Origin of the sequence: Paenibacillus sp. G2S3 (assembly GCF_030123105.1) — a bacterium.
In the GTDB taxonomy this organism is placed as follows: Bacteria; Bacillota; Bacilli; order Paenibacillales; family Paenibacillaceae; genus Paenibacillus_AQ.
Genome location: NZ_CP126095.1, coordinates 4,371,970 through 4,397,404, shown reverse-complemented (window position 1 = coordinate 4,397,404; position 25,435 = coordinate 4,371,970). Strand labels below are relative to the sequence as shown.

Annotated in this window: 23 protein-coding genes; 15 read left to right on the top strand and 8 right to left on the bottom strand. The window is 41.2% G+C overall.

Features of this window, described 5'->3' with window-relative positions; translation table 11 throughout:
* The first annotated feature begins 76 nt into the window (after positions 1-76).
* Positions 77-739: a DUF421 domain-containing protein gene (locus QNH28_RS19270; protein ID WP_283908116.1), complete on the top strand. Its 663-nt coding sequence runs from the start codon at positions 77-79 to the stop codon at positions 737-739.
* Between the two features lie 42 nt (positions 740-781).
* The gene (locus tag QNH28_RS19265; RefSeq protein WP_283908115.1) at positions 782-1,255 is read left to right on the top strand and encodes a GNAT family N-acetyltransferase; all 474 of its coding nucleotides are present in this window, start codon (positions 782-784) and stop codon (positions 1,253-1,255) included.
* 47 nt (positions 1,256-1,302) lie between these two features.
* Here the strand turns inward: QNH28_RS19265 and QNH28_RS19260 are convergent, their stop codons facing one another.
* Positions 1,303-2,712, bottom strand: a complete 1,410-nt coding sequence (locus QNH28_RS19260; protein WP_283908114.1) for an MDR family MFS transporter — start codon at positions 2,710-2,712, stop codon at positions 1,303-1,305.
* An 82-nt stretch (positions 2,713-2,794) separates the two neighbouring features.
* A complete protein-coding gene (locus QNH28_RS19255) occupies positions 2,795-3,220 on the bottom strand; it encodes a MarR family winged helix-turn-helix transcriptional regulator (RefSeq protein WP_283908113.1) in 426 nt (141 codons plus the stop codon).
* A gap of 223 nt (positions 3,221-3,443) precedes the next feature.
* Here QNH28_RS19255 and QNH28_RS19250 point away from each other — a divergent pair, with 223 nt between their 5' ends.
* From QNH28_RS19250 to QNH28_RS19235, 4 genes are all read left to right on the top strand, one after another.
* Positions 3,444-3,959, top strand: coding sequence for a CAP domain-containing protein (locus tag QNH28_RS19250; protein ID WP_283908112.1), 516 nt, complete (start codon positions 3,444-3,446; stop codon positions 3,957-3,959).
* 97 nt (positions 3,960-4,056) lie between these two features.
* Entirely contained in the window at positions 4,057-4,929 is an 873-nt protein-coding gene (locus tag QNH28_RS19245; RefSeq protein WP_349654998.1) for an AraC family transcriptional regulator, read from the top strand.
* 73 nt (positions 4,930-5,002) lie between these two features.
* Complete coding sequence (locus QNH28_RS19240; RefSeq protein WP_283908110.1) at positions 5,003-6,226, top strand: multidrug efflux MFS transporter; 1,224 nt, start codon at positions 5,003-5,005, stop codon at positions 6,224-6,226.
* Positions 6,204-6,797, top strand: a complete 594-nt coding sequence (locus QNH28_RS19235; protein WP_283908109.1) for a hydrolase — start codon at positions 6,204-6,206, stop codon at positions 6,795-6,797. The genes QNH28_RS19240 and QNH28_RS19235 overlap by 23 nt, the downstream gene beginning before the upstream one ends.
* Positions 6,798-6,866: 69 nt before the next feature.
* Here QNH28_RS19235 and QNH28_RS19230 read toward each other — a convergent pair whose 3' ends face one another.
* Positions 6,867-7,679 (bottom strand): undecaprenyl-diphosphate phosphatase, encoded by an 813-nt coding sequence (locus QNH28_RS19230; protein WP_283908108.1) that lies wholly within the window; start codon positions 7,677-7,679, stop codon positions 6,867-6,869.
* A gap of 462 nt (positions 7,680-8,141) precedes the next feature.
* On the opposite strand from QNH28_RS19230, the gene QNH28_RS19225 reads away from it, so the two are divergent.
* The 5 genes from QNH28_RS19225 to QNH28_RS19205 all read left to right on the top strand — a co-directional run bounded on the left by QNH28_RS19225 (position 8,142) and on the right by QNH28_RS19205 (position 16,489).
* A complete protein-coding gene (locus tag QNH28_RS19225) occupies positions 8,142-8,522 on the top strand; it encodes a GNAT family N-acetyltransferase (RefSeq protein ID WP_283908107.1) in 381 nt (126 codons plus the stop codon).
* A 146-nt stretch (positions 8,523-8,668) separates the two neighbouring features.
* The gene (locus QNH28_RS19220; protein WP_283908106.1) at positions 8,669-9,748 is read left to right on the top strand and encodes a Wadjet anti-phage system protein JetD domain-containing protein; all 1,080 of its coding nucleotides are present in this window, start codon (positions 8,669-8,671) and stop codon (positions 9,746-9,748) included.
* Positions 9,745-11,250 (top strand): hypothetical protein, encoded by a 1,506-nt coding sequence (locus QNH28_RS19215; protein WP_283908105.1) that lies wholly within the window; start codon positions 9,745-9,747, stop codon positions 11,248-11,250. The genes QNH28_RS19220 and QNH28_RS19215 overlap by 4 nt, the downstream gene beginning before the upstream one ends.
* 12 nt (positions 11,251-11,262) lie before the next feature.
* The gene (locus QNH28_RS19210; RefSeq protein ID WP_283908104.1) at positions 11,263-12,021 is read left to right on the top strand and encodes a DUF6063 family protein; all 759 of its coding nucleotides are present in this window, start codon (positions 11,263-11,265) and stop codon (positions 12,019-12,021) included.
* Positions 12,008-16,489, top strand: coding sequence for a coiled-coil domain-containing protein (locus tag QNH28_RS19205; RefSeq protein WP_283908103.1), 4,482 nt, complete (start codon positions 12,008-12,010; stop codon positions 16,487-16,489). The genes QNH28_RS19210 and QNH28_RS19205 overlap by 14 nt, the downstream gene beginning before the upstream one ends.
* A 334-nt stretch (positions 16,490-16,823) precedes the next feature.
* Here QNH28_RS19205 and QNH28_RS19200 read toward each other — a convergent pair whose 3' ends face one another.
* The 3 genes from QNH28_RS19200 to QNH28_RS19190 form a co-directional block, all read right to left on the bottom strand.
* Complete coding sequence (locus QNH28_RS19200; RefSeq protein ID WP_283912205.1) at positions 16,824-17,708, bottom strand: DMT family transporter; 885 nt, start codon at positions 17,706-17,708, stop codon at positions 16,824-16,826.
* Complete coding sequence (locus QNH28_RS19195; RefSeq protein WP_283908102.1) at positions 17,708-18,559, bottom strand: AraC family transcriptional regulator; 852 nt, start codon at positions 18,557-18,559, stop codon at positions 17,708-17,710. The genes QNH28_RS19200 and QNH28_RS19195 overlap by 1 nt, the downstream gene beginning before the upstream one ends.
* An 87-nt stretch (positions 18,560-18,646) precedes the next feature.
* Entirely contained in the window at positions 18,647-20,116 is a 1,470-nt protein-coding gene (locus QNH28_RS19190; RefSeq protein ID WP_283908101.1) for an ATP-binding protein, read from the bottom strand.
* A gap of 203 nt (positions 20,117-20,319) precedes the next feature.
* Here QNH28_RS19190 and QNH28_RS19185 point away from each other — a divergent pair, with 203 nt between their 5' ends.
* The gene (locus QNH28_RS19185) at positions 20,320-21,042 is read left to right on the top strand and encodes an MOSC domain-containing protein (RefSeq protein WP_283908100.1); all 723 of its coding nucleotides are present in this window, start codon (positions 20,320-20,322) and stop codon (positions 21,040-21,042) included.
* A gap of 84 nt (positions 21,043-21,126) precedes the next feature.
* A complete protein-coding gene (locus tag QNH28_RS19180; RefSeq protein WP_283908099.1) occupies positions 21,127-23,199 on the top strand; it encodes a serine hydrolase domain-containing protein in 2,073 nt (690 codons plus the stop codon).
* Positions 23,200-23,291: 92 nt separating this feature from the next.
* On the opposite strand, the gene QNH28_RS19175 is transcribed toward QNH28_RS19180, so the two are convergent.
* The gene (locus QNH28_RS19175) at positions 23,292-23,723 is read right to left on the bottom strand and encodes a flavodoxin domain-containing protein (RefSeq protein WP_283908098.1); all 432 of its coding nucleotides are present in this window, start codon (positions 23,721-23,723) and stop codon (positions 23,292-23,294) included.
* Positions 23,724-23,939: 216 nt separating this feature from the next.
* Between QNH28_RS19175 and QNH28_RS19170 the strand changes: the two genes are divergently transcribed.
* Together QNH28_RS19170 and QNH28_RS19165 are read left to right on the top strand one after the other, a co-directional pair.
* Positions 23,940-24,149, top strand: coding sequence for a hypothetical protein (locus QNH28_RS19170; RefSeq protein ID WP_283908097.1), 210 nt, complete (start codon positions 23,940-23,942; stop codon positions 24,147-24,149).
* Positions 24,150-24,173: 24 nt separating this feature from the next.
* Positions 24,174-24,515, top strand: a complete 342-nt coding sequence (locus tag QNH28_RS19165) for a DUF4181 domain-containing protein (RefSeq protein ID WP_283908096.1) — start codon at positions 24,174-24,176, stop codon at positions 24,513-24,515.
* 64 nt (positions 24,516-24,579) lie between these two features.
* On the opposite strand, the gene QNH28_RS19160 is transcribed toward QNH28_RS19165, so the two are convergent.
* Entirely contained in the window at positions 24,580-25,350 is a 771-nt protein-coding gene (locus QNH28_RS19160) for an IclR family transcriptional regulator (RefSeq protein WP_283908095.1), read from the bottom strand.
* Positions 25,351-25,435: the final 85 nt, after the last annotated feature.

Here is a 25,435-nt window from a genome sequence, read left to right as displayed (position 1 = left end):
AAGTGTAATACCTCTCATGAATGGATTTTGTGTAAAAAGGCTTCAAGCCTGTGTGAATCCATCTGGAGGTGCAGCAATGGAGATATTTATAACTATAGGTGTCAAACTGATCATCAGTTTCTTTGGTTTGTGGATCATTACCTTTATCACTGGTCGCAAGACGCTTAGTCAATTGACGCCACTCGATTTCCTGTCATCATTGATTTTAAGTGAAATTGTAGGGAATACGATATATGATGATGAGGTGAAGATCTGGCATCTGCTGTTTGCGCTTTTCATCTGGACCGCTTTGTCTTATTTGTTTGAAAAGGCAACTACCCATTTTGTGAAGTTCGGGAACATGGCGGAAGGCCGGACAGTGCTGCTAATTGACGATGGCAAAGTGAATCAGGATTTGATGGAGAAATACGATATTGAGTTTACCCAACTACTGTTCATGCTGCGGCAGCAAAATATTTTTTCTCTAAGTGAAGTAAAGTATGCTCTGCTCGAAACGAATGGCTCACTGTCGGTTATGCGCAAGTCTGAAGAGGAGCAATCGGAGCAGACTTCCTCTTTTTCCATTACAGTTATTGATAAAGGTAGGCTGCTGGAAGATTCGATGCGTGGCAGACCGATGAATAAGTTACAGATCCAGGAATGGATCAGGGAGCATGGCTATCAATGCGTTGAGGACATTGCTTATGCTGAATACAAGGAAGACGGATCACTCTATATCATACCTAAAAACAAACTATAAACCTTATTGATAGTAATATATTTTAATGGAGGGTACATCTTTATGGGGATTTCTTTATGTAAAGCAGACGTAAGTGATGCAGAATTTATTCATCAGATGCAAGTCAAAGCCTTTATGCCATTACTGGAGAAATATAAGGATTATGAAACCAGCCCTGCCAATGAATCCGTAGAAAAAATGATAAATCGAATTAATCAGTCTTTTACAGATTATTATATGATTAAGAATTCTGATATTGCTGTGGGCGGTGTCCGAATTGTTAAAAAGGAAAATAATACTTACCGTGTCAGCCCCGTATTTATTATGCCAGAATACCAGGGGATGGGGATCGCCCAGCAGGTTTTTGCAATCATTGAACAGAGATATAATGACGCGAAAAAATGGGAGCTGGATAGTATTGAGCAAGAGCAGAGGAACTGCTATTTATATGAAAAGGTAGGATATAAACGAACAGAAGAAACAAAGCAAATAAACGATAAGTTAACCTTAGTATTTTATGAAAAATATATGGATTAAAATTTAGACAGCGGACAGCTTATGTCCACTGTCTTTTTTGATTAAAATTAATAAACTCTAATACGCTTCACAAATAAGGATAAAATCAATCCGATCCCTGCAATTGCTGCGATAAATAAGTATGCATGTGTAATTCCTGCGGTTAAAATTTCAGGCTGTGCAGCAGTTGGATGTGTATTAGCGAATCGTGTTTGTCCGCTAGACATTAGCGTAACAGCGAATGTTGTACCAAGAGCACCTGCTATTTGTTGAAGTGTATTCATGACAGCAGCCCCATCCGGATAATATTTCACGGGTAATTGATTTAAGCCATTGGTTTGAGCGGGCATAATGACCATGGCTAATCCGATAAACATTGCGCAGTGTATTAAAATAAAGGTCAGGCTACTGGTTTCAGTTGAGTTGCTTGTAAATAGAAAACCTGCAAGGGTTGCCATTGAGAATCCAAGCGGCAGCAATAGTTTTGGGCCAAATTTATCGAATATTCTCCCAGTAACTGGAGCCATAGCTCCGTTAATCACACTGCCTGGAAGGAGTAGAACTCCTGCAGCTGTAGCTGATAATAATAACCCTCCTTTTAAATATAAGGGCAATAAAATGGCAGAGGATAAAATGATCATCATTCCTAAAAAGACCATAATCAAACCTATTGTAAACATGGGATATTTAAACACGCGTAAATTCAGCATTGGCGATTCCAATTTAAATTGTCGTAATACAAACAGGATTAAGCTGATCACACCAACGATAAGAGGCAGATAGACAATGATTTCACTTAAAGAATGATCAGCGAGGTTGCTAAATCCAAATACGATGCCACCAAATCCGAAAGTAGAAAGTAGGATGGATAAAATATCTATTTTAGGCTTAGAGATTTTGGCTACATTTTTGATGAAGGTTAATCCAAATCCAAATGTAAATAATAATAAAGGTAAGCTGATCCAAAAGATAAACTCCCAGCCAAAATGATCGACGATTAAACCCGATAAAGTTGGCCCGATAGCCGGTGCACACATAATAACCAATCCCATCATCCCCATGACGGTTCCGCGCTTATGTGCAGGGAAAATTATTAGAATAATGTTCGTCATTAGGGGAAGCAATAAACCTGTTCCCAAGGCTTGCACTAAACGCGCAATTAATAATGAGCTGAAATTAGGGGAGAGGGCAGCAATTAAAGTACCGACGATAGATAATAGCAAGGAAGCTGTGAATAATTGTCTAGTAGTAAACCATTGCATTAATAGGGCGGATATCGGAACAAGGATTCCTAGTACAAGTAAATATCCTGTGGTTAGCCATTGAACCGTTGAGGCGTTAATTGAAAATTCATCCATTAAGTTGGTAAATGCCATATTTAAGGCAGTTTCACTGAATAGCCCGACGAATGCACCTAGCATAAGTGAGAAAGCCATTAGCGCGGGACGTTTAACTTGAACAGTTGCTGTTGATTCCATGATAGGGATAAACCTCTTTTCAGAAATGGATTCGAATTATTTTGTAGAATAGATGATATGTCAACTATAGGGCGAAAATGCTTTATGCATCTCTTACATTATTCTGCACACGAGTTAACAAAGTCTTTAACGTTGAGTACTCCGCAGGAGATAATCCTGTCGCAATAATTTCGTTCAATCTGATCGTTACCTCATTGATTGTAGTCTCTAATGTCCTGCCCTCTTCTGTGACAAAAACATTTACCGAACGACGATCTTGCTTACTTGTTACTTTATGAATGTAACCCTTATTCTCTAAGCTAGCGATCATTCGGGCAATACTAGCTTTGTCCTTTCCAAGTTTAGTAGCAATCTCGTTCTGAGATAGACCTTCTTTCTCAAGCAACAAAGCCATAAGTAAATGTTGTTCAGGCGCAAGTCGAACTGGTGCAAGCAATTTTGTTAAATAATTGGCTATTTCTAAATGCAAATCGCGAATAACTAAGCCTAGCGGGTCTTTTGAATCCATCTGATCTCTCCTAATTTAAATATAGATGATATATCAACGTTATCGTTTATTTATATTAACATAAAGTAACTAACGCATGTCAAGGTAAAGAAAAATCAAGTTAATAATTCCTTGGCGCTAGCTCACAAATAAATATCAATTAAATATATTTATAGACTTTGGTACAAGCGTAAAGACCTCTTCCACAATATATTGTTATAAATACATTGTAGGAGGGAAAAGCATGAAGCAAAGAATATCTTCAATCAGAAGAGTTAAGAGTTCTTTGAGTAAAGGAGTAAAAGCGAAACGTAGTCCCGTGACGAAAAGAGTAGGGCAGCCAAGGATTCATATTAGACAAGCTAACGCATTTGAGTTACAAGTCTTTCGATTAGTCAACGAGGAACGGACAAGTAGAGGAATTGCTGCTTTAACTCTTAATTCTCGGCTTACTGATCTTGCTGTTTTGAAATCAAGAGATATGAGGGATAATAATTATTTTAGCCATACCTCCCCAACCTATGGTACCCCCTCTCAAATGTTAGATCGATTTGGAGTGGCATGGCGTGCTTATGGAGAAAATATTGCGGAAGGCCAAGCCACACCTGAAGCAGTAATGAGATCGTGGATGAATAGCCCTGGCCATAGAGCTAATATTTTGGATCCTCGCTTTACGGATATTGGGGTTGGTTATGTAGGAGGAACATCTACTAGTCGATATCAACATTATTGGACACAGCTATTCATTCAGAGACCCTAATCCGGATTGAACTATTTTTGCGATTTTCAGAATTAAAGAATACAATAACGAATAAAGGACACTAACTCTTGTTAGTGTTTTTTTTATCCGTTGAATAATGGGTTATGTTGCAGAACTGAGCTTGCTGGAGGATTTTATGAATATAAATAATCTTTTTTTCCACATTCTATATTGTAATTACAGGCATAACTCGAATGACGCCAAGCGAATTTCCAAAAAAATAGTCAGAACCCTGCAGCATCATGAACTCATCTTAGTGACGGGTGGGAAGGGAAGTTTTATGATTGATCGAAAACGACATTCTTTTAAAGCAGGGATGTTATTCTACATTTGTCCAGATGTTAAGCATTCTATAGAAATAGATGCAGAAGATCCCTTATGCTTTCTCTCCGTTCATTTCAATTATGCGAAGGTGAGTATGAATGAAGGAGAATGGGGTATTAATGGCAATGTAGAAACACTCCATCTACAAGCTGTAACCGAATTAAAGGATTATTATCAGGTGGAAGATATTTTCGGAAGAATGATTCAGAGCTGGAATACAAAACTCCCAGGCTATGAATTTGTAGCAAAGACGTTATTACAGCAGCTAATCATCGCGATTGCTCAAAATACACAAAAACAAAGTCAAAATTACTCCACTTCATTAAAGGTGGAAAAAATCATTAATTATATGCATCAAAAGATCAATAAAAAAGTCAGCTTGAGCGAATTGTCAGATTTGGTACAGCTTTCACCTGCTTATTTGTCGAGAGCGTTCAAAGACATCACAGGTTATTCGATTATTGAGTTCTTTAATAAAATGAAAATTGATAAAGCGAAAGAGCTGATCCTCGAAGGGGATATAAAAATTAAAGAAGTTGCGCAAACCCTTGGATTTACGGATGAATTTTATTTCAGTAGGATTTTCAAAAGAATGACAGGCATCAGCCCTTCAGAATTTCAGAGCAAAAATGTCCATGGAGTTTAGAATAATGCATGGTATAGAGCCAATCTGACTGTTAATATGAGGTTGTTATTGTTAGCAGAAAGAAGGCTTTTTTATGTCCATGTGGAAAAGGAATCTAATCGTCTGCTGGTTTGGTATGTTTGTAACAGGTGTGGGTATGAGCCAGATTGCGCCAGTATTACCACTGTACATTAAGCATCTTGGCGTCGACAATGCCGATTCCATTGCTCAGTTTTCTGGCATTGCTTTTGGAATTACCTTTATTGTTTCAGCCATATTCTCACCCATTTGGGGACTGGCGGCGGACAGGTTCGGACGGAAACCAATGCTTTTGCGGGCAAGTCTTGGGATGGCGATCGTGATAAGCTGTATGGGCTTTGCACCTAATGTGTATGTACTAATTGCGCTTCGATTATTACAGGGCACAATTACGGGTTATAGTACAGCCTGTACTACATTAATCGCAACTCAGACGGATAAAGAACATGCAGGCTATGCATTAGGCACCCTTTCAACAGCTAGTATTGCTGGAGCTTTGCTTGGTCCAACGATTGGTGGTTTCATTGCAGAGAGCTTGGGTTTGCAAAGTTCATTTTTTGTTACGGGTGGACTGATGCTTGTTGCTTTCATCACAACGGCTTTGTTCGTGAAGGAATCTTTTCATCGTGAAGATAAAAAGACGCTTAGCATCAAAGAGGTCTGGAGTAGTATTCCAGAGAAAAGCCTAACGCTCACCTTGTTTGTAACCTTCTTTATTCTAACCGTTGCTTTATACTCTGTAGAGCCGATCATTACGGTTTATGTTACTCAGCTCTCCAAGAGTGCCAGTCATGTGGCTCTACTTGCAGGGATGACCTTCTCAGCTTCAGGGCTGGCTAACATCATTGCTGCTCCAAGGCTTGGGAAGCTATCTGACCGAATAGGAGCTCAGAGAGTTATACTAGTTGCGCTTATAGCCGCAGGACTTCTATTCATCCCACAAGCGTTTGTTCAGAATCCTTGGCAGTTAATGGGATTGCGTTTTCTACTAGGATTAGCGGCAGGTGGGTTAATACCTTCTGTGAATATCCTCGTTAAGAAAATCACACCGGACGCGCTGACTGGCAGAGTCTTTGGCTTTAACATGTCGGCAGGTTATCTTGGCACATTTGCGGGTTCGGTTCTAGGTGGGCAGGTGGCAGCCTGGTTTGGGATCCGGGATGTATTCTTTATTACGAGTGTTTTGCTATTGATAAATGCAGGCTGGGTTTATTTTAAAGTGTATAAAAAACTAAGCTTAAATGGGAGAGAAGACAATGGAAGACTTAAAGAGATCTGAAACTGAAAGTATTGATGCAAAGAAAACGGCACTGGTTGTTATCGACTTGCAAAATGGAATTGTTAACATGCCTAATAAGGGACCACATACAGGTGAGCAGGTGGTTCAGAAAGGCAGCAGTTTAGTTCAAGCCTTCACTGAAAAGGGTGCATTTGTTGTACTTGTAAGAGTATCCTCGTTAGATGGACATGATATGTTAAGACCTCAAACAGACTTGAAGATGAGTGCAGGAGCCTTTCCTGAAGGCTGGGATACCTTGGTGCCTGAATTAGCTAGTTTCAAAAACGCACATGTGATATCAAAACGTCAGTGGGGGGCGTTCTTCGGAACGGATCTTGATTTGCAGTTACGTCGCCGCGGTATAGATACGATTGTATTGTGTGGTATTTCTACATCCATCGGTGTGGATACGACAGCTAGAGAAGCTTATCAGCTTGGTTACAACCAAGTTTTTGTGGAGGATGCAATGACTGCTTCTACAAAAGAAGAGCATGACTATGTGTGTAAAACGATTTTCCCTAGAATCGGCAAGATCCGGTCGAGTGGTGAAGTAATATCCCTCTTAAAATAGGATGGAAAACCCTCATGCTCTCTGTAATCCCAGAGATTGTCATGAGGGCTTTTGTTTGAAATCATGTGCTTACATGAAGATAAGGAGTAGTATCCCAGCCAAGAAGCAGTAATAAGAGAAGTACTTCAAATTACCTTTAGCCATAATCCCCATAAACCAGCGCATAGAAAAATACGTGACGATTAGTGTAGTGATAAATGCAATTAAGTATGGAATTGCTAGTTGCGCTCGGTTCGGGTCATGGGCAATATCAGATGCACCCATAACAAGTCCGCCCAGACTGATCGGAATATACAGCATAAAAGAAAAGCGTAAAGCAGTTTCTTGCTTCATTCCCACAGCGATGGAAGAGATGACCGTTGCGCCTGAGCGACTTATCCCAGGAATAAGAGCTACAGCTTGGGCAAGTCCGACTATGACTGCATCCTTCGCTTTTAAGTCCCCATCTTGTTTACGACCGCGAAGATTACGAATTAACCACAAAGCAACCCCGGTTACCAGCAAGGCGATGGACACGGTGTGTACTGACGAGAAGATCTCCTCAATTTGATCCTTAAAGAACAAGGCTACGATAACCGCAGGCATGGTGCCAATGATAATGTACAAAGAGAACATAAAATCTGACTTATATTCCTCTTTGCGAGTCAGAATAAATTGAACGAATCCAGTGATCAATCTTCCGATATCTTTGCGGAAAATAAAGCAAATCGCAATTAGAGAAGCCGTATTTGTTAAGATTTCAAAGGATAGCCCATTCTGTTTTAAGCCTAGCAATTTCTGCGCGATGATCAAATGGCCGCTCGAGGAAACGGGGATTGGTTCAGTTGCCCCTTGAACAAAACCTAGAAACAAGTATTTAAGCCACAGTATAATATCTTCCATTTTTCCTCCCAGTATTTTTTGTAATCTTTTTAATCATATCGCATTCAATGAAGAAATGACAATAGAACCATCGTGCTATATCTAAGATCATCCTCTTAAATGAGGACTTGACTACACAAGTTATAATCTTCTTGAATGGCTTGTTCACTACCGAGCCTATCGCGAAAGTAAATTAAATGAGGTGGAACTATTTGTAGTACATTAATTAAAATTCATCGGCAGGACATTACAAAAGCCGCCAGCGTTCTGGCAGAAGCCTTCGCAAAGGATGATCCACTGTATCAGCATATTTTGCCTGATGAAACAACCAGACTCCGCGTATTAAACATTTTTTTTCATCGTTATATCGAGATGTTGTATCCTTATTCGGATTTACTAACGACGTCAACTAATTATGAAGCTGTCGCCTTGGTGTTCCATTCGGAGCGTCAGAGCGGGACATTGATTTCGAACGTCAACTATATGAAACAAATTGGGCTGGCGATTCTCAAGTGTTTACCGATTTGCCGAATCATTGGTGTGCGAGGATTTATTCGAGGACTAACTACTCTGCGCAGTATGAGTTCCTTATGGTTATCGATGTTTGGTGATCAGAAGTATTTGCATTTAGATATGCTTGTGGTGCAAGAACGTTACCGTGGACAAGGGTATGTATCGAAGATCATGAAGCCGCTGCTTGCCGAATGCCGTGAGAAGAATGCATTATGTACGTTAGAGACACAGACGCCAAGCAATCTACCTATCTATGAGCATTTTCAGTTTCGTACAGTCCAAGTTATCCCTTTACCAAACAGTACACTAGAGCAGTATTGTATGGCGTATAATCCAGATGCTGTAGAGTAGAAATACATGAATAGAATTTATGATTTTGTTTAACAAAAAATAGCATAACCTTCGAAGGATTGATATAATAGAAACATATATTCGCGTACTTCAGAACCCTATACGGATGTATATGGGTTTTATTTTTATTTGGTGAGGGTGATCGTTTGAGATCGATTCTTATGAATGCGTTAGAGAAAAAGTTTGGCGCTGTCCGTACAGGGAGAAGTAAAGTAGAACTTGATAAGCTGGAAAAAGCAATCATTAGAACTGTTTATGAAACACCGGCAGAATATGAATTGTTAGGCGGAGGGTTTCGTGCTCTAGCGGTCGCTATAACCGAGCTTGTGGCTGAGGGTTACCTCGAACCAATAAAATCTAGTCCGATGAGCTATAAACAACCCTCTATACCTACTTCTTATTGGTTATCTAAGAGTACCTCGGCTCAATCGAGGTGGGATCCTTCAGCTGTGTTAAGGGTGCAAGATTTGCTAGATCTTCATTATTACTTGATTCGTCCTGAAACTCAGACGCAAGAGCTTTGGAGCCGGATAGAACGGGTTTCTAATTTTTTGCGTACGGTGAAGGATCGCGAGATGATTACTATAGATGAAAGGTCACTGGAATTGTTTGGTCAAGAGAAATGGCTCTCTGATCCTGAAGGAAAACAATTTCTTACTAGAGTGAAACTAACACTGGAAAGCCTAAAATGTGTAAATGCAAGGGAACCGTTTATTTATTACGTCAAGCCAGCAGTAACCGTACGAAATATTCTTATTGTTGAGAATAAATCATTCTTCCACTCAGCCAAACGATTAATGCTTAGTGATATGATGATTTGTGGTTTATCTCCGGACATGCTGATTTATGGTGAAGGCTGGAAGATCGATAGTAGCTTGCTCTTTCTAGAGGAATTGAATATTGATCCACTTCAAACCACCCTATTATATGTCGGAGATATGGACAAGGCAGGTTGGGATATTTACGGTAAATTGAAAGTCAGTTATCCGGATTTAAATCTCCAACTGGCGCTTCCAATTTATGAACAGATGATGAAGCTGACAGAGGAGCCGTATACATATAAGCTTCCACAGATATGTAACCCGGATCATCTGCACAACGTACTCCAAGAGCTCTCTAGTAACTTGGAACTGATTGCATTTACTGAACGATTACTGGAGGAGGACCTAAGGGTTCCGCAGGAAATTTTAAATTATGAAGTGATGGTGAGGATGGCAGAAAGATGAATTGGTCGGATTTTGGCGAACGAAATAAACGATTGAATCCCCTGTGGAATCTGGGGGCTGGGATGAACCTTGGCGAAATCCAACCTTACAAAGAAATGGTGTCTTTAAGCATCTTGTTGCAAGTCTATTATTTGGAGCTGGAATCCAATGAAAGAAGATCCAAGGAAGATATTATAGCGCTGGCATGGACTGCGCTCGAACGCTTCAATATCGCGAATCTCGGGACTACCGAATCCGTAGAACGTTTAGTGGACGGCCTACTTTGGAGCGGAAATGGTGGGGATTTCGAATCCTATTATTATGATGATGCGGCTCGGCAAATGTCTGTGCAGAAATATAAGTATTTCATGGTGGATGAAGATGCGACCCGCAGTAGCTGGGAAGAGAGTGGCAGAACAATCTATCGTCTCTCCGAATATGCTATGGAGCTTATTTTTATGAGTCATGAGATTATTGAAGAGTTCCAGATCAGTATCAAGCTGCTCGAGATTCAGATGCATATTAAGCATGGACGTGTAACTCGGGCGCTTCAGGATGTGAATGAGCTTATCTCCCGGGTTCGAAAGATGACCCATGAGCAGCAGGAATATCGGAATGCATTGCGCCGTAATCCGAAGCATATTTTTAGTGAATTCGGAATGGCCCGGCATCAGCGACTCGAAGAAATCCATCAGCAGTTCAATGAAGAACGCAAACATTTTGATAATATTCATCGTTCTCTGGCCCGGCTAGCTAATGACGAGAAAGATGTAATCGACTTCAATGAGATCCGTATTCTTTCTGAACGAGTTGAGCTCTCTCGGCGTGTACACGATGAGCTGGCCGAGATAGTCTTGAACATTTTTGAGGTGGAGACCAATTTAAGATTGAACTTCCCTGAATTATTCTGGGGAGCCGCCGGCTTTAACTTCCGTACGCATGTCTGGGAGGAGTGGATTAAAGAAGAGGGTCTACCAAACGGCGACAGCTTTGAACTGCTGCTCGGCGGATTGTTCGCTCCGAATCAGGATTTTGTTTATCCACTTCCCTGGGCTTGGGAGGAGCAAGAGGTTGGCTTTATCCCGGATGTGGTGTTGGATGAACTTGAAGATGAGCTCTATGCTGAGACCGTTCCATATATTCCTAAAGGTATCCTTTGGGCGGAAGTCGTTGAACTGTGGAAGCCTGTGTTCCATGCGCTTGCCGAGCGGGGAAGCTTTACATTTACTGCGGAGGCTTTTACCGCTGAGGAATTAACCCGTTGGGCACGCACACCGGATGCTATTGATCTATGGGTACAGTTTTTTCATTCAGAGATTACAGTGCAAGAACAGGCTCCTGAGAACAGCAACGGATCCGATGAATGCCAGTTGCTAATTCGGTATGTACTTACGGATGATCCTCAATTGGAGAGCCTGCGCGGCAAGCTACTGCGGACGAGCATTGCTCCAGAGCCAGCCCCAAGGGTACGCTGGTCTGGTCTGGATATGAGTCCATATACTATTACGATCGTGGAGAGGTGAGAAGTTACTAGCATGAGTTATACATTAGAACAGGTACAGCTAGCTTCACGGCTATTTTTTGAATTACTACGTAAAAAGGTAATCCCTCTCGATGATCCTGCGGCTGCTGAATGCCTTCAGGATGCAGGAACATATGATGCGCTTCAATATGTTGCCAAGGAGGCAGGCTGCCGAGTGATGAATTCCGGACACCGTCTCCATTTGTTGGTCAATCCACTCGGGTCTGTGTTCGCCACCAATTTCACGCAGTTGAAGAATAAATACTCTCGAATTGAGCGTAAAACTCATTTACATATCATTAATATCATCATCCTTGTATTTCTGGCCGAGATGGATCAGGATGAGACTCACTTTAAATCTGGGCAGGACAGTATGTCCTATATACAGATATCCGATCAGGTGTCTTCACTTTTTCAAGCATGGATGCAAATGGATGAAGATGGTCGGTTTAGCCAGCAGTGGCGGTTGGATATCCAAGCGATGTCTAAAGTGTGGACCAATCTCTATATGCAAACTAAGAGTCAGGAAGAGAGCGATCTTCTGACAAGAGGCGCAGGCTCACGAATCGGGCTGATTCATGAAGGCATGAAGCTCCTGGAAGAGGAGAAGCTCGTGTTCATCTCGGAGTCAGAGAAGCGGATATTCCCACGGGAAGAGCTTTATGAGAGAATGCGGTATTTATATCATGATGTTGACCGGTATCAGGAATTAAAAAAACTTATTGGACGAACTTTAGCTGAGAAAGACGGTGCTATTAATGCCGCGGATTGAACGCATACGGATTACAGGACTTAAATACGAGAAAATGCTCAAGAAATATGATGATATGATTCTGGACCTCTGTAACGAAGAGGGACCAGCCAATACGCTTATTACGCTTATGAATGGTGGCGGAAAAGGCGTACTGCTGCAATCCATATTTCAGTTATTAATGCCCAAAACACCATGGGGAAAAGACAGTGAGAACCAGGTTGAAGCATTTTTTCATAATCATAAAAAACAACTTAAACCTTATACCTTTCATGTAGCTATCGAATGGCATCTGGACAACAATGAGCGTAATGAGTATATGACGACTGGTATTGCTATGACGGTACATAACTCGCTAGATCAGCAGGATATTAAAGTGGATTACCTACTGTATGCACTTACAGATTACGGTGAAGCGTCTGAACTTACCCTTTCTACGTTGCCACTCTTTGATGAAGCGTCTGCTGAACCTACGAGTTTTGAAACGATCCAGCAATTTATACGAGATCGGAGGGGAGAAATTGTACCTTTCGGTAGCCATAGCTCGGATTTAAAAAGATATTATGATTTCCTGGCTACTCGGGATATCCATATCGCCGAGTGGCGCAATATGCGGCGGATCAATGGGGAAGAGGGCGGTATTAAAGGTTATTTTAAAAAGAATGATGCCTTTACCAACCATAACTTATTCGAAAAGTTAATTATCCCTGAGATCGGCTCCAGTCTGAATGAGGGACCCAAAGAAGAAGACAATACGCTGCAGCGGATGTTTATTGACACGGCGACAGTAGCTCAACGCCTGCCAATGCTTGAACAGCGGGAACAAGTCTACACAGAGTTTCTTGGAATGGCTGCACCTTTATACGAGCTGGTGAAGCTAGGAGTAGAGGCAGAGAGTGTTGTTCAAGAAACTGAACTTCGTGGACGTCAGATCTATACGGTTATTCATGAAGAACAGAGAAATGCGGAAGAAGAGCGAAGTAAGGTTGGTAATGAACTGGCTGGGCGTTATCAGAATGCGAAGCAATTGCGATTTGAGACGGACAATCTAAAGTATTTGCGCAGCAAAGAAGAAACGGAACTGAAACAGGAAGAGTTCAAAAAGCTTAGTGATGATCAGAGACGTGCACGTGGACGGTTGGACGATTCCAAGGCGCAGGAGAAAAAGCTTGAAGTGGCTCATTTCTTAGCTAAACGTATGCTCCACATACGACAAATTGAGCAATGGCAGAAAGAAATTCAAGCGATCGAAGGTTCTCTGGAGATGAAAGAACGTCAAGAGGTCATTCAGGCTGCTAAAGAAAAGCTTCGGGAACAGTGGGATGTGGTGTCTAGCCTCTGGCAACAAACGATCAGAGGATTTGGAACAGCGGAGCGAGCTCTGATAACTGAAGAAAAAGGTCTGCGCAAGGAGCGGGAGAGCTTCCTGCTGGAGTTAGCAGGCTTGGATATCCAGATTAATGAATTGACATTATCTATTAGACAATATACAGAAGAACTCGGCACATTCGCAGCCCAGTATGGCCAGGAAGCTACCCATGCTCCGGTGCCGGCGCTTCAACGCACGATTTCAGCGGCCAAAACGATACTTCTGGATATGGAAGCGCTAGAGAAACAGCATAAAGAGGCAGAGAATCGAAAGCTGGCACTACATAAGAATCATGCCGAGCGGAGTGAGAAACATCGCTCTTATGAACGAGAGATAGACGAGCTCGGGGCACTGCTTGATTCGCAGACCTATAAAGAATCACAGTTATGGTCACAGATTGTTGTGCTATTGGAGATGTTTGATGAACATAATCGTTTGGGAGCTACTGGCCTTTTTGAAGAACAAGATACGATTCAACTACGATTTATCCGCAAAATGGATGAAGTGGAGCAGCAGACAAAACGTTCCAGACGAGATTACTACAATCAGCTTATGGACGTGGAACTTCAGAACCAATCCTACTGGCTGCCGAATTCAGATATTCTCGCGGTCAAGGATACACTTGATTCGCTCAAGATTCATTCCACACCGGGCAGTTCCTATTTAAATGATCGTCCATACCTAGAATGTGAGGAAGAACTAGAACGCCATCCACTCCTTCCTTATAGTCTGATTGTAACCCGGCGCGAAGCTGATAAAATAAAACCGGATTTGCTGAAGGACACACTGCTGAAATCAGCGGTGCCTATCTTTATCCGTGAAGAGATGGCAGCTTCAGATCCAGTATCTTTTAAGCTTTTAGCTAACCAAGGCCCACAAATGGTACTGGAGCCAGATCGTTTCTTAAACTTTAAGAGCGGTATTCAGGCGAAGCTCAAGGAGCAAGAACAAGTGCTTCAGGACGCAGAGGCTTATTTATCGAAGTTGAAATCTGTGCGGCAGGAATATGAGCGGTTATACCAAACAGAGAACACTGTGACGATTACAGCCAAACGCAATACCCTTATGAAACTGCAGAGTGAACTTCAGCAGAGCATTATCAGTCTGAGCAACGAGATGGATGAGAACGAGGGCACGCTTGCTCGGATCGGTCGGGAACTTATCGAGAATAAAGTGCTTAGTGCAGAGCATGAGCAGAGAGCAGCAGCGTTACAAGCTTGGATTGAACGTTCTAAGAAGCATGAGCAGGATCAAAAGGAGAAGAAAAAATATACAGATCGTAAGAGTCTAGTGAGCAAGGAGCTAGCGAGTAAAGACCAGCAGCTCGAGCATCTTGAAGCGCAAATGGTAAGCCTTGGCGGAGAGCGTGAGAAATGGATGGGAGATGCCAAGTATGCTCTGTTTCCTAGACTGCAGCATTGGTTTCCTGAGATTGTATTTCCGACATCTCACCAGCTGTCGGATGATTTGGAAGTCACACCCATAGATCCCGTAGAGCAGAATCTTCTGTTGCAGCAGCTCAGTACCGTTGAAAGTCTGCAGCAATCGCTGACGGAGAATGAGCTTGAAATTCGAACAAGAGCCGCCCAGATTAAAGCGGCAAGTGAGAATCTGACGGAGCTTGAAGCAAGCCTGATTCAAGTGGATGAGAATTGGCGGAAGGTAACAGAACCTGCTGAATCTACCGAATCCATTATGGCTGCAAGAAACCGTCAAAAGTCAGAAACCGCTTTGCTGGAAGAGGACTATCAGATGGTTCACGACTCTTTCATCCGCTGCCAGACCGAATTGGAGAATTTGCAGAAGGAACTGCGCAAGATAGAAAAAGGCATCAAAGAGAAACACGAGCGTGCCGTGGAGATTTGGAATGAAGGGCTGGAGCAAAAAGAGGCAGACATTCAGGCACGTTTCCAAGAAAACGAGCTCATGCTTAACCAGTGTAAGCGATCTTTGGAACGGATGGATGCGCTCATTCAGACATTATCCAATCAAATCAAGATCATGAATGCCCATATTGAGGATCGGGTCAATTTACGGACTGTGCCAGAAGAATTAATGCTGAGCGTAAGAGAAAGCTGTGAATCTCTGGTTGCAGACTGGCTTCTTGGGATTAAGGATAGCCGGGTTAGACGGGACGAGGTCGCAAGAAAAGTGAAGGAAGAGAAAAATTCATTAACTGGAAAGCTTGCCAAGAACGAGCGGAACTCTGAACTGGAGACCAAGATTCTAGATCGTTTAAATACGGTTCATTGGGATAACTTTGCTATTGCGCAGCAAGTCCTAGATTCGATGTTACGTAGTTCACGCGATCAGATTGAGAGCATTCAAAGCGATAAGGAGGATATGGATCTGTCCCGCAAGATGTGGGTAGCTCGGGCTTCTTATCGTGTAGTACAAATCATTGATATTATGAAGCGAATGGAACGTCGAATGATTATTCATAATGAGAATAATTATGCCTTCCCGCTGGTACGCCTGAATTATAAGAATATCAATATACCGAGATCAAGCGATGAGGTAGAGCCGATGGTGAGCGATTATTTCAATCGCTGTATCCAGGAATTGCTCTCAAAATATCCAAAGATTGAACAAGTACCAACACTTATAATCAAAGAGGTTATTAATGATGGACGAATCGTCTATGCAGCGCTTCAGAATCGCTTCCCGATTCTTCAGGTATATAAACCAGTAACGGAAAATTACTTCCTCTACGCCGCTCCGGAAGATTATCATTATTCGGACTGGGAGATTATCAATCGCGGTGCGCTGGATGAAGCTGTTGGCAGTGGTGGACAACGCCAATCTGTACAGCTGCTGGTAGCCATGATGATCATGACGCATAAACGTGTGAATCGTGAGAACAAAGGATGGACGGTCTTTTTATATGACAATCCTTTTGGAGAAATGGTTTCTAATAACGTGCTTGATCCCGTATTTGAAATTTCTAAGGCGCTCAAATTTCAGTGGCTGATTGTTACGCCACCGGAGCTTGTGAAGAACGACGTTAGCGTTCGCTTTGGTGTGTACTGGCAGCTCTATTTCGGAGGTGTCAAAGGGGACATGCTAGAATCGACCCTCGACAAGGGAGGAAGAAAGCTTATTCCTGTTTCGCTTTTTTAATCAGCAGCGTTTACCAGCGTCCATAGTGAAAGGGGCGTACCGAAGTAGCATTACTCCGGTACGCCCCTTTTTTCGCGTTGAGGATGAATTAGGGAAATTGTCCCTAAAATTAGCCAATTACCGGCTTAATGTGTGACTTTTAGGGAAATCCTCCCTAATTAATACGAGAATACCCGTTTTACGAAGGAATCACCCTGATTATTAGGGAGATTTTCCTTAATTGTCGCTTGAAGCACGATAAATCTCACATAATTAGGGAGGTTTTCCCTAATTAGTTTTTGATCCACTCCATATATTGGAATAGCTGCTTACTTTAATCCAAGGAAATAAATGATTATTTCGGCTTGCGTTCAGAAATATATGAACCGGTAAGCGTCAAAAAGGTTCCCAGCAAAGTGGCCCAGGTAATCTTTTCATTCAGGATAAGGGCAGAGGCTGCCACTGTAACTACAGGCACAATATAAATGTACACACTTGTTTTTACAGCTCCTAAAATGCCTACAGCCCGATTCCAGGTGACAAAACATAATGCTGAGGCTCCCAGTCCCAAGAAGAGGATGTTGGTAATATTTTGGGTGTCTTTAAATCTACTTAGATCCAGATGAAAATCAAAGAAAAACAAAGCTGGCAGCATAAATAGGATTCCATAAAAAAATACTTTGCGAGTAGCCCCAATGGTATGCACCTGTAAGCCGCTTATTTTTCGCATTAATACAGAGTAAATGGCCCAAACCATAGGGGCTATGAAAGCCAAAAGGTCTCCGATCGGGTTCAGCTTTAGAAGAAAACTCCCATTTAGCCCGATTAGAATAATTCCTGACAATGCAATTACAAATCCTATTATAAACTGGCGATGAAATTTCTCCTCCTCTAAAAAGAAGTGAGCTATAACCGCCGTGAAGAAAGGAGCGATTGAGACAATTACGCCTACATTGGAAGCAAGGGTGTAGACTAGGGCAATATTTTCTAGAAGAAAATATAAAGTAATTCCACATAATCCGGCTGAAATAAACAGTAATTCTTCCTTAAATGATTTCGTTCGCACTGGACGTGAATAGATCAGTAACAATACAAAGTAACCTAATAGAAAGCGGAAGAACAGAATTTCAACGGGAGTAAAGTCTGTTAGTAGTATTTTTGAGGAAATAAAGGTTGTTCCCCAGATTAAAATCGTAATCAGAGCCAGTAGATGTCCTGTATTGGTCTTACGTTGATCCATCATATCGTGTATTCCGTTGATTGCTTTTGTCCTAGCTGCTGAATAAAGATACGCATATATTGCTTAGGGGTTAAGCCAATCAATTTCTTGAAAAAATTTGTGAAATGGCTCTGATCACTGAATCCGGTGAGAGAGGCCACTTCTATGGGGAGTATTCCTTGTTCTAAAAGTCGTTTGGCCTGGTTAATCCGAATGGTTTCCAAGTATCGATAAGGTGATATCCCTTTTTGTCTGGTAAATAAGCGGAGTAAATGATATTTGCTTAAGCTTGTCAATTCACTTAATTGATTGAGGGTAATATTCTGCGCATAATGTGTCTCTATGTATTCGCAAATGATTTTGATTTCAGAGGTAAGGTCCTGTGAAGAATAGAAGGGCTCTGCATCAGAATATTCTCTCAGAAGCTGCTCGAGGAGAAACAGAAACAATTCTTCTTTTTGAAAATCCGTTTGATCCTCTAATATCATTTGATGTAGATCGTGTAATGAGATTGCCAGTTCACTTTGGTAAAGCGCATTATGTGTGAACCTAGGCAAGTAGTCCATGCCGATAATTTCAAGCACGTATTTACGCATAATTTCTGGTTGAATATTGAAGGCGCGATAGTCAAAGGAATTCCCGTCCATCGGTTCACAGGTATGGGGATCCTGTGGATTAAAGATGACCACATCTCCGCTGTTAAGGATATGCTCTTCATTGTTACAGATCATAAGTCTTTTGCCTTGTTCAATAAAACCTATAACGTAATAGTCATGAAAATGATTGGGGAATTTCTGCATGATTCCTTCAAAGCGATATGCCTCAAAATTCAAGTCGCTATCGAAGACGATGGTTCGAACTTCACGAGTCACTGCTGCACCTTCTTTTCCAGTTATGTATAACCATTATAATGTGAAAATCAGGAGCGTTCTTGTACGATGTTGCGATTGCGGCACTTCTTATGTTACATGGCAGGCTTCCTCTGGTTCTAGTATCTTTGGGATGCTTACGGTAAAAGTAGTTCCTTGTTCAAGGACACTTTCTATAGTGATCGCTCCGCCATGATTATGTACAATATTCTGCGTGATCATAAATCCAAGGCCTGTTCCTGTTTCTTTTGTCGTATAAAATGGTTTGCCCAGTGCTTTGATCTGTTCCTCGGTCATCCCGCAACCTTCATCCTGCACGCTGATTTGGGCATCGCTTTCATTTGTAAGCACATGAATATATATGTTTCCGCCATGATTCATTGCTTCCATCGCATTTTTAAGTAAATTAATAAACACTTGTTTAAGCTGATAAGCCTCTCCATGGATCCAAATGGTTTGATCTGTACAGATAGGGAGGATCTTTAGGTTTTTCAGTGCAGCTTGTCCATTCATCAGTGTGGTGACTTGCTCCAGCAAAGATAATAAATCCACAGGTTTACTGATATGTGTCGTTTGTGGCTTGGATAAGACTAGCAGCTCGTTGACGATAAATTCGATGCGCTTCAATTCTGACTCAATAATGAGAAAATATTTATCATTCATGCGCTCGGAAGATCGAAGCAGCTTCATAAAGCCGTTAATGGCCGTAAGTGGATTCCTGATTTCATGAGCGATTCCAGCTGCTAATTGCCCTGCGGTGGATAATTTCTCGGATTGGATTAGCCGTTCTTCTTCCAGCATTTGTTGAGAGATATCTTTGAATATTCCAATAAACGCCATGTTTCCGTTGAAGATAATCGGTAATGTGAACCCTTCCACATATTTCTGCTGACCATTTAAGCAATTAATTAAGTAGCAAACAGAGCCTATCGTGTTCCCACTGTAATACCTTTCTCTTCGCTCTTGAAGGATTGGATAACTGGAAAGGTCTACAATATTATTGGTAGATGTACCCAGTATTTGATCCAGACTCTCTGCATGGATTAATTGTAAACCTGCTGAATTCACATATTGTATAATCCCCTTCGCTGTTATAACAACGGTCAGAGGTAATCCCTCTAGCAGCTGCAGGAATGATTTCTCTTTCTCTTGCAGATTCTTTTCTGCTTCCTGTAGCTGATTTTCCATATGCTTGATTATCGTCTTATTTTCGAATTGAGTAAAATAATATAGGGGTGCACCATTGGCATCCGAAATGATAGATATGGAGATCTCTAGTGATAACAGGTGTCCGGTCGGTTGATAGTAATTCTGTTGGAATGGATGCGGATGGATGTTCAACGAGGAAAGAGACTTATCCAGCTCAGCGATCTCACGAATCTGATCTATAAGAGTACAGACGGATGGAGAAGTTGTTATTAACTCGTTATGATCATACCCCAAGAGGGTACTTAAGGCTGAATTCCATTTCAGGAGCGTTCCCTCAAACGAAATAAGAGCCATTCCAATTACAGCATGTGTAAAAGAAAAGTCAAAACTTTGAAATTCATTGGGCCGCACTACTATTCACCTCTCATATTCTTTCCGCCATATGTAATAGTCATAGTATAAAACATAAATTCTAGTAAAACATAAAATTTTTAATGTTATTGAGAACCAGCTGAAAATGCTATGAGCTACTGTGAAAATAACAATATAAAGTAAAACCAAATCAGGTAAAATAGGAAGATACATTGCATTTTAGAAAGTGGAGGCGTTGTACCGTGCAATCAATCGTTGGTGAAATCCGAGAAATTAATCGCTATCCAATCAAGTCATTTGCTGGTGAACGATTGGAAACCTGTATGATAGAACCGTATGGAATGCTTGGGGACCGTTACTGTGCCTTTTATGATGAGTCAAAAGAGGGCTGGTGGCGTTATTTTACGGCTAGAAATAATCCTAAAATGCTAACCTATCAAGCGCAATTCATCCATGGAGAAATCCTAGTCACTGCACCAGATGGACGAGCTTTTGGGTGGGATGAGCGCTTATTGGAAGAAATCCAAAGCCAAACCAAAACGGCAATCTCCATGTCTAAACTAAAAGCTTCACATCCACAGCCAGAGCACCCGCAACTGTTATCGGTAGATGGCGCCAGTATTTTACTCATTACGGATGCAAGTTTGAAGAAGCTTGAGGCGGCGTGGGGGCATTCCTTAGATCAACGACGGTTCCGTGGGAACTTTGTGATAGCTCTAAACGATGAATCGCTTTTCGAAGGGGATTGGATCGGACGGCAGCTCTCCATAGGAGATGTGCAGCTACAAGTAGATAGTTTTTGTGAGCGATGTATGGTTATTACGATGGACCCGGATAGCCTGGAAAGAGACCCTAAATTATTGAAAAAACTTAACCAAGAGTTTGAACTACACTTCGGAGTGTATGCTTCTGTAGTTAAGACGGGGGAAATCAGAATCGGAGACAAAGTAGAATTAATGGATTAGATAATTGGCATAAACTTCCTTTACATTCCCATATGGATAATTTACCCTTTAAAGGAATAGAAAATTCATAGCGGGAGGGAATGTATGAAGAAGAAAATAATATCCCTGTTGATGGTATCTCTACTTTTAGTGGTGTATCTTCCTACGAATGCATTTGCAGCGGATAGTAGCAAAACGCAAACATATGTGAACACCCAGAAGGTCGCGGCAGAGAAGGCAGCATTCTTAACGGAAAAGATAGGAACGACAAGTCTCCAATATGCCCTCATGGATGGCGACAATATCGTTATGAGCGGCCAAGCTGGATACAGCCATGTGGAGAGCAAGACAGCACCAAGCACTACAACGATGTATGGAATTGGCTCGACGAGTAAAATGTATACGACCGCTTCCATTATGAAGCTCGTTGATCAAGGAAAGGTAGATTTGGATGCACCTGTCGTATCTTATCTGAATCATTTTACGATGGAAGATTCACGTTATAAGCAAATCACCGTACGAATGCTGCTGAATCATTCATCAGGCCTTGGGGGTTCGAACTTATCAAACTCTTTCTTATTCAATGATTCTGATGCTATCGCCAAAGATAATTTACTAGCGACTTTGGCAACTCAACGCCTAAAGGCAGATCCAGGAGCTTACTCAGTATATTGTAATGATGGATTTACGCTCGCGGAGTTGATAGTTGAGAAAGTCAGTGGAATGGACTTCACTACATTCATTCATCAAAATTTCACAGATCCTTTAGGGCTTGAGCATACGAAAACGCCAGTAGATTCTGTGGATTCTAGCCAGCTGGCAAGTGTATACAATGCTACCTACCCAGCCGCTTTACCCAAAGAGACGATTAACGTGATTGGAACAGGAGGCATTTATTCCACGGCTGAAGATTTGGTGCGCTTTGCAACTATTTTCACTGGAGGGTCGAAAGGGATTCTGTCAGAAAAATCAGTAAAAGCGATGGAGCAAGAGGAATACAAGCGTGGAATGTGGCCGAAAGGAAAAGATAATTCGTTTGCGTATGGATTGGGCTGGGACAGTGTGAATTTATATCCATTCAATCAGTACGAGATCAAAGCTCTGACAAAGGGCGGGGATACAAGTCTGTATCATACTTCACTTGTCGTGTTACCAGAACAGCGGATGTCAGTAGCTGTGGTGTCTTCTGGCGGGGATAGCTCAACAGATCAGATGCTTGCTAACGAAATTTTGCTCAGTGCACTACAAGAAAAGGGAATTATCAAGGAACTAAAACCTACACCTACATTTAAAACTTCGAATAAAGAGGCTATGCCGCAGGATTTGCTGGATTATACTGGTGTCTATGCTGATTCTACACAACTGCTGAAGATAGAGATTAGTAAAGCTGGAGAATTGAGTATATCTTCGATTATGGCACCAACATTTCCAGCTCAGAAATTCTCGTATAGTACGAATGGTGAATTCTTAGACGCAGCGGGGACTACTAAAGTTAGCTTTGTGAAGGAGAGCAATGGTCGTATCTATCTTTGGATTCAAGGATACGCGGTTATTCCAGGGCTTGGTGAGACTGCCCTTTCGCAATATGCAGCTGAAAAACTAGAGGCGAATGCTTTAACCAATGAGGTCTTGTCAGCTTGGCAGCAGCGTCAAGGGAAATTGTATTTTGATGTCAGCGAGAAGTATAGCTCACAATTTTACATGAGTATGCCAGTAGCTGGAATTGCTATGTTCCCTGATGCACCAGGTTATATGGGGTCGAATAAAATAACTGGGCCGAATAAAGCTGAAATGACCGTGCAAATTCCAACTTTAGGTGGGCGCGATCTTGCGGATATTGTTTTTGAAAATAAAGAAGGTGTGGAGTATCTCAAGCTTGGTAATCAATTATTTATATCACAGGATGCCGTTAAACCTATCTATGCTGGCCCGCAATCATTGGTAACTATCCAAGCAGATGGATATGCGAGATGGTATGAAGTACCTGAGACAGCATCAGGTAAGTTGATGACAGTAGGGTTACCACCTAAAAGTTCCTTTGCTGTTTATGATGCGAATGGTGTTTGTGTGAATTTCTCTACGGTTAGTGGTCTTAAACAAGTCAAACTTCCAAGCAACGGAAAAGTCGTATTTGTTGGTGATGTGGGTGCGAAGTTTGAATTGACAATCAAGGAGTAATAAACGATTCAATTATATTTTCCAAAAAAAAGAATCCGGTTATCAAGATCATTTGTCTTGGTAACCGGATTTTTAATTGTGATTCTATATTCTTATTTGAATTTCTTTGAAAATTCTCTTATTTTATCAACAAAAATCCCTTTGAGCTGATCCGTACCTTCCTTGGGCGCTTTATAGGCTTTATAACCGCCAAAGGATTCGATGCAAATCGCAGCTTTTTTTAGGTCATCCGGGAAATTCTTCTCTATTAATTCCTCGGTTGTCTTTGGTTTCTCGTTACAAATATAGTAGCCCATCTTCTTATTTAGTAACTCATCTTTATTTTTTTTGATAAAATCACGAATCGCTTTATAAATTTTCTCATCTCTTACTCCAGCACCTACAATAATGCTATCAAAATCCTCAAGACTTGGCTTCTCTATTTCAATATTACAAATCCTACTATGAGGAAGCTCTTCTGATAATACTTTTGCACATTGCTCTGTTGCTCCTGATTTTGTAGCATATAGAATTAATACTGCCATTGTGGTTCCTCTTTTCAGTTTAGATTATTCAGATTCCCGCTATAAATAATAGAAGCATTATTAGTTTCACTTTGAAAAGACTCTTGCAATTCGATTATCTCGATTATCAAGATATAATATATTTTATCGAAAATACAGATCCGTTGTCAAGTTAGCAGCAAGTTCTCATGCATTATTTAGTCATCCTTATTATGGTATCATAGGAATAATTACTCTTTGGATAACTATATCTTTAAAGAAATAAACGATAAAAAGGGGAGTGGAGATGAGTTGAGTATCATCGTAATGCTAGTCATTTATTTTTTGCTTGGAGTATTTGTGATTAAATTAGGCATCGATAACTCTAGAAGTACGCAAATATCAAAAGAAATATTAAATGAGTTAAGAGAAATCAAAGAACAAATGAGTAGAAACAAATACGAATAACTTCTTAGAAGGAGGTCAACAGGAGTGATCATTCCATTCTTATTATTAATTCTTGCTTTTTCTAGTTTTTTTCTAAGGGTATGGATTGTTGGCCCGGATAAAGAGAAACTTTCTGACGACGGTAATGAGCTAAATATAAAAGGTAAATTAATACTCGGACTTATTGGATTAATTTCGGTAATTATCATAATGATAGCTGATGGCGTACAGGGGATTGGAATGAAATGGTTTTGGATTGTATTCATAATTATTGCCCTAGGATTCCAGTCATTTATTGATTGGAAATTTTTAAAGCATACGAAACAACATATCCTTTCACTGATTTTGTTAGTCGAAGGTGTGGCTTTAGTGTATTTTCTTTTTTAATAGGTTGAACCATAAAGCCTAATCTCCTGTCAGTGTACACAAGGGATTAGGCTTTTTAACATCCTCACAGATAACCGAACTGACGAGATATTTCTTTTGCCGTCTTTACGACCTTGTTGGTGTAAGAAGTAATTCGTTCTTCATTCAAGCGTTGAGTCGGGCCCATTAAAGTAATGGTGGATATCACTTGGCCTGTTGAGTCCCATAGGGGCGCGGAGATTGAAACAATATTTTCGATATATTCCCCTATAGAGACGCAATAATCCTGATCTCGAATACGTGAAATCTGCTCCTTTAATTCGGACGGATCGGTAATGGTATTTGATGTATATCGGTTAAGAGGGCGCTCTAATATCCTGCTGAGTGTGACTGGATCTTGATAAGCTAAGAGCAATTTCCCGGAGCTTGTACAATGGGCAGGATTTCTTGCACCTACAGAAGCGGCTAAGTCTTCTTTAGTAGAACCGTCTTCTTTGAAAATGTACACGATCTCATCCTCTTCTAATACAGCCACTAATATCGCCTCGGAAGTTTCACGCGCAAGTCGAGCGGTCAGCGGTTTTGCTGCTTCTGCTAGGTCTACATATGAAGAGACGATAACGTTGTATAGTGATACAATTCGTTGACCGAGTCTATATTTATTAGAGATCGGATCTTGGTAAACAAAACCCTCACTCAGCAGTGTGGATAGTAGACGACTGGTTGTGCTTTTACCGAGACCTAACTCATTAGATAATTCGGTTAACCGTTTTTCAGGTGTAGATAGGGTGAACAACTTTAACAGGCGTAAGGCATTTTGAACAGACAGAAGGATTTGTGGATTTGTATTTGGCATAAGTCGAACTCCCTCACTATTAAAAAAAATTTAGAATTATTGTTCCGTATACAGGAACTTATGCATTGTTTGGATCGACAATTGC

Bases quoted from the DNA above. Each gene is read 5' to 3' on its own strand.
- QNH28_RS19260 (WP_283908114.1), bottom strand. From the start codon at position 2,712: ATGGAATCAACAGCAACTGTTCAAGTTAAACGTCCCGCGCTAATGGCT.
- QNH28_RS19255 (WP_283908113.1), bottom strand. From the start codon at position 3,220: ATGGATTCAAAAGACCCGCTAGGCTTAGTTATTCGCGATTTGCATTTA.
- QNH28_RS19210 (WP_283908104.1), top strand. From the start codon at position 11,263: ATGAGTTATACATTAGAACAGGTACAGCTAGCTTCACGGCTATTTTTT.
- QNH28_RS19205 (WP_283908103.1), top strand. From the start codon at position 12,008: ATGCCGCGGATTGAACGCATACGGATTACAGGACTTAAATACGAGAAA.
- QNH28_RS19180 (WP_283908099.1), top strand. From the start codon at position 21,127: ATGAAGAAGAAAATAATATCCCTGTTGATGGTATCTCTACTTTTAGTG.
- QNH28_RS19235 (WP_283908109.1), top strand. From the start codon at position 6,204: ATGGAAGACTTAAAGAGATCTGAAACTGAAAGTATTGATGCAAAGAAA.
- QNH28_RS19230 (WP_283908108.1), bottom strand. From the start codon at position 7,679: ATGGAAGATATTATACTGTGGCTTAAATACTTGTTTCTAGGTTTTGTT.
- QNH28_RS19215 (WP_283908105.1), top strand. From the start codon at position 9,745: ATGAATTGGTCGGATTTTGGCGAACGAAATAAACGATTGAATCCCCTG.
- QNH28_RS19265 (WP_283908115.1), top strand. From the start codon at position 782: ATGGGGATTTCTTTATGTAAAGCAGACGTAAGTGATGCAGAATTTATT.
- QNH28_RS19160 (WP_283908095.1), bottom strand. From the start codon at position 25,350: ATGCCAAATACAAATCCACAAATCCTTCTGTCTGTTCAAAATGCCTTA.
- QNH28_RS19225 (WP_283908107.1), top strand. From the start codon at position 8,142: ATGAAACAAATTGGGCTGGCGATTCTCAAGTGTTTACCGATTTGCCGA.
- QNH28_RS19240 (WP_283908110.1), top strand. From the start codon at position 5,003: ATGTCCATGTGGAAAAGGAATCTAATCGTCTGCTGGTTTGGTATGTTT.
- QNH28_RS19250 (WP_283908112.1), top strand. From the start codon at position 3,444: ATGAAGCAAAGAATATCTTCAATCAGAAGAGTTAAGAGTTCTTTGAGT.
- QNH28_RS19245 (WP_349654998.1), top strand. From the start codon at position 4,057: ATGGGTTATGTTGCAGAACTGAGCTTGCTGGAGGATTTTATGAATATA.
- QNH28_RS19200 (WP_283912205.1), bottom strand. From the start codon at position 17,708: ATGGATCAACGTAAGACCAATACAGGACATCTACTGGCTCTGATTACG.
- QNH28_RS19270 (WP_283908116.1), top strand. From the start codon at position 77: ATGGAGATATTTATAACTATAGGTGTCAAACTGATCATCAGTTTCTTT.
- QNH28_RS19175 (WP_283908098.1), bottom strand. From the start codon at position 23,723: ATGGCAGTATTAATTCTATATGCTACAAAATCAGGAGCAACAGAGCAA.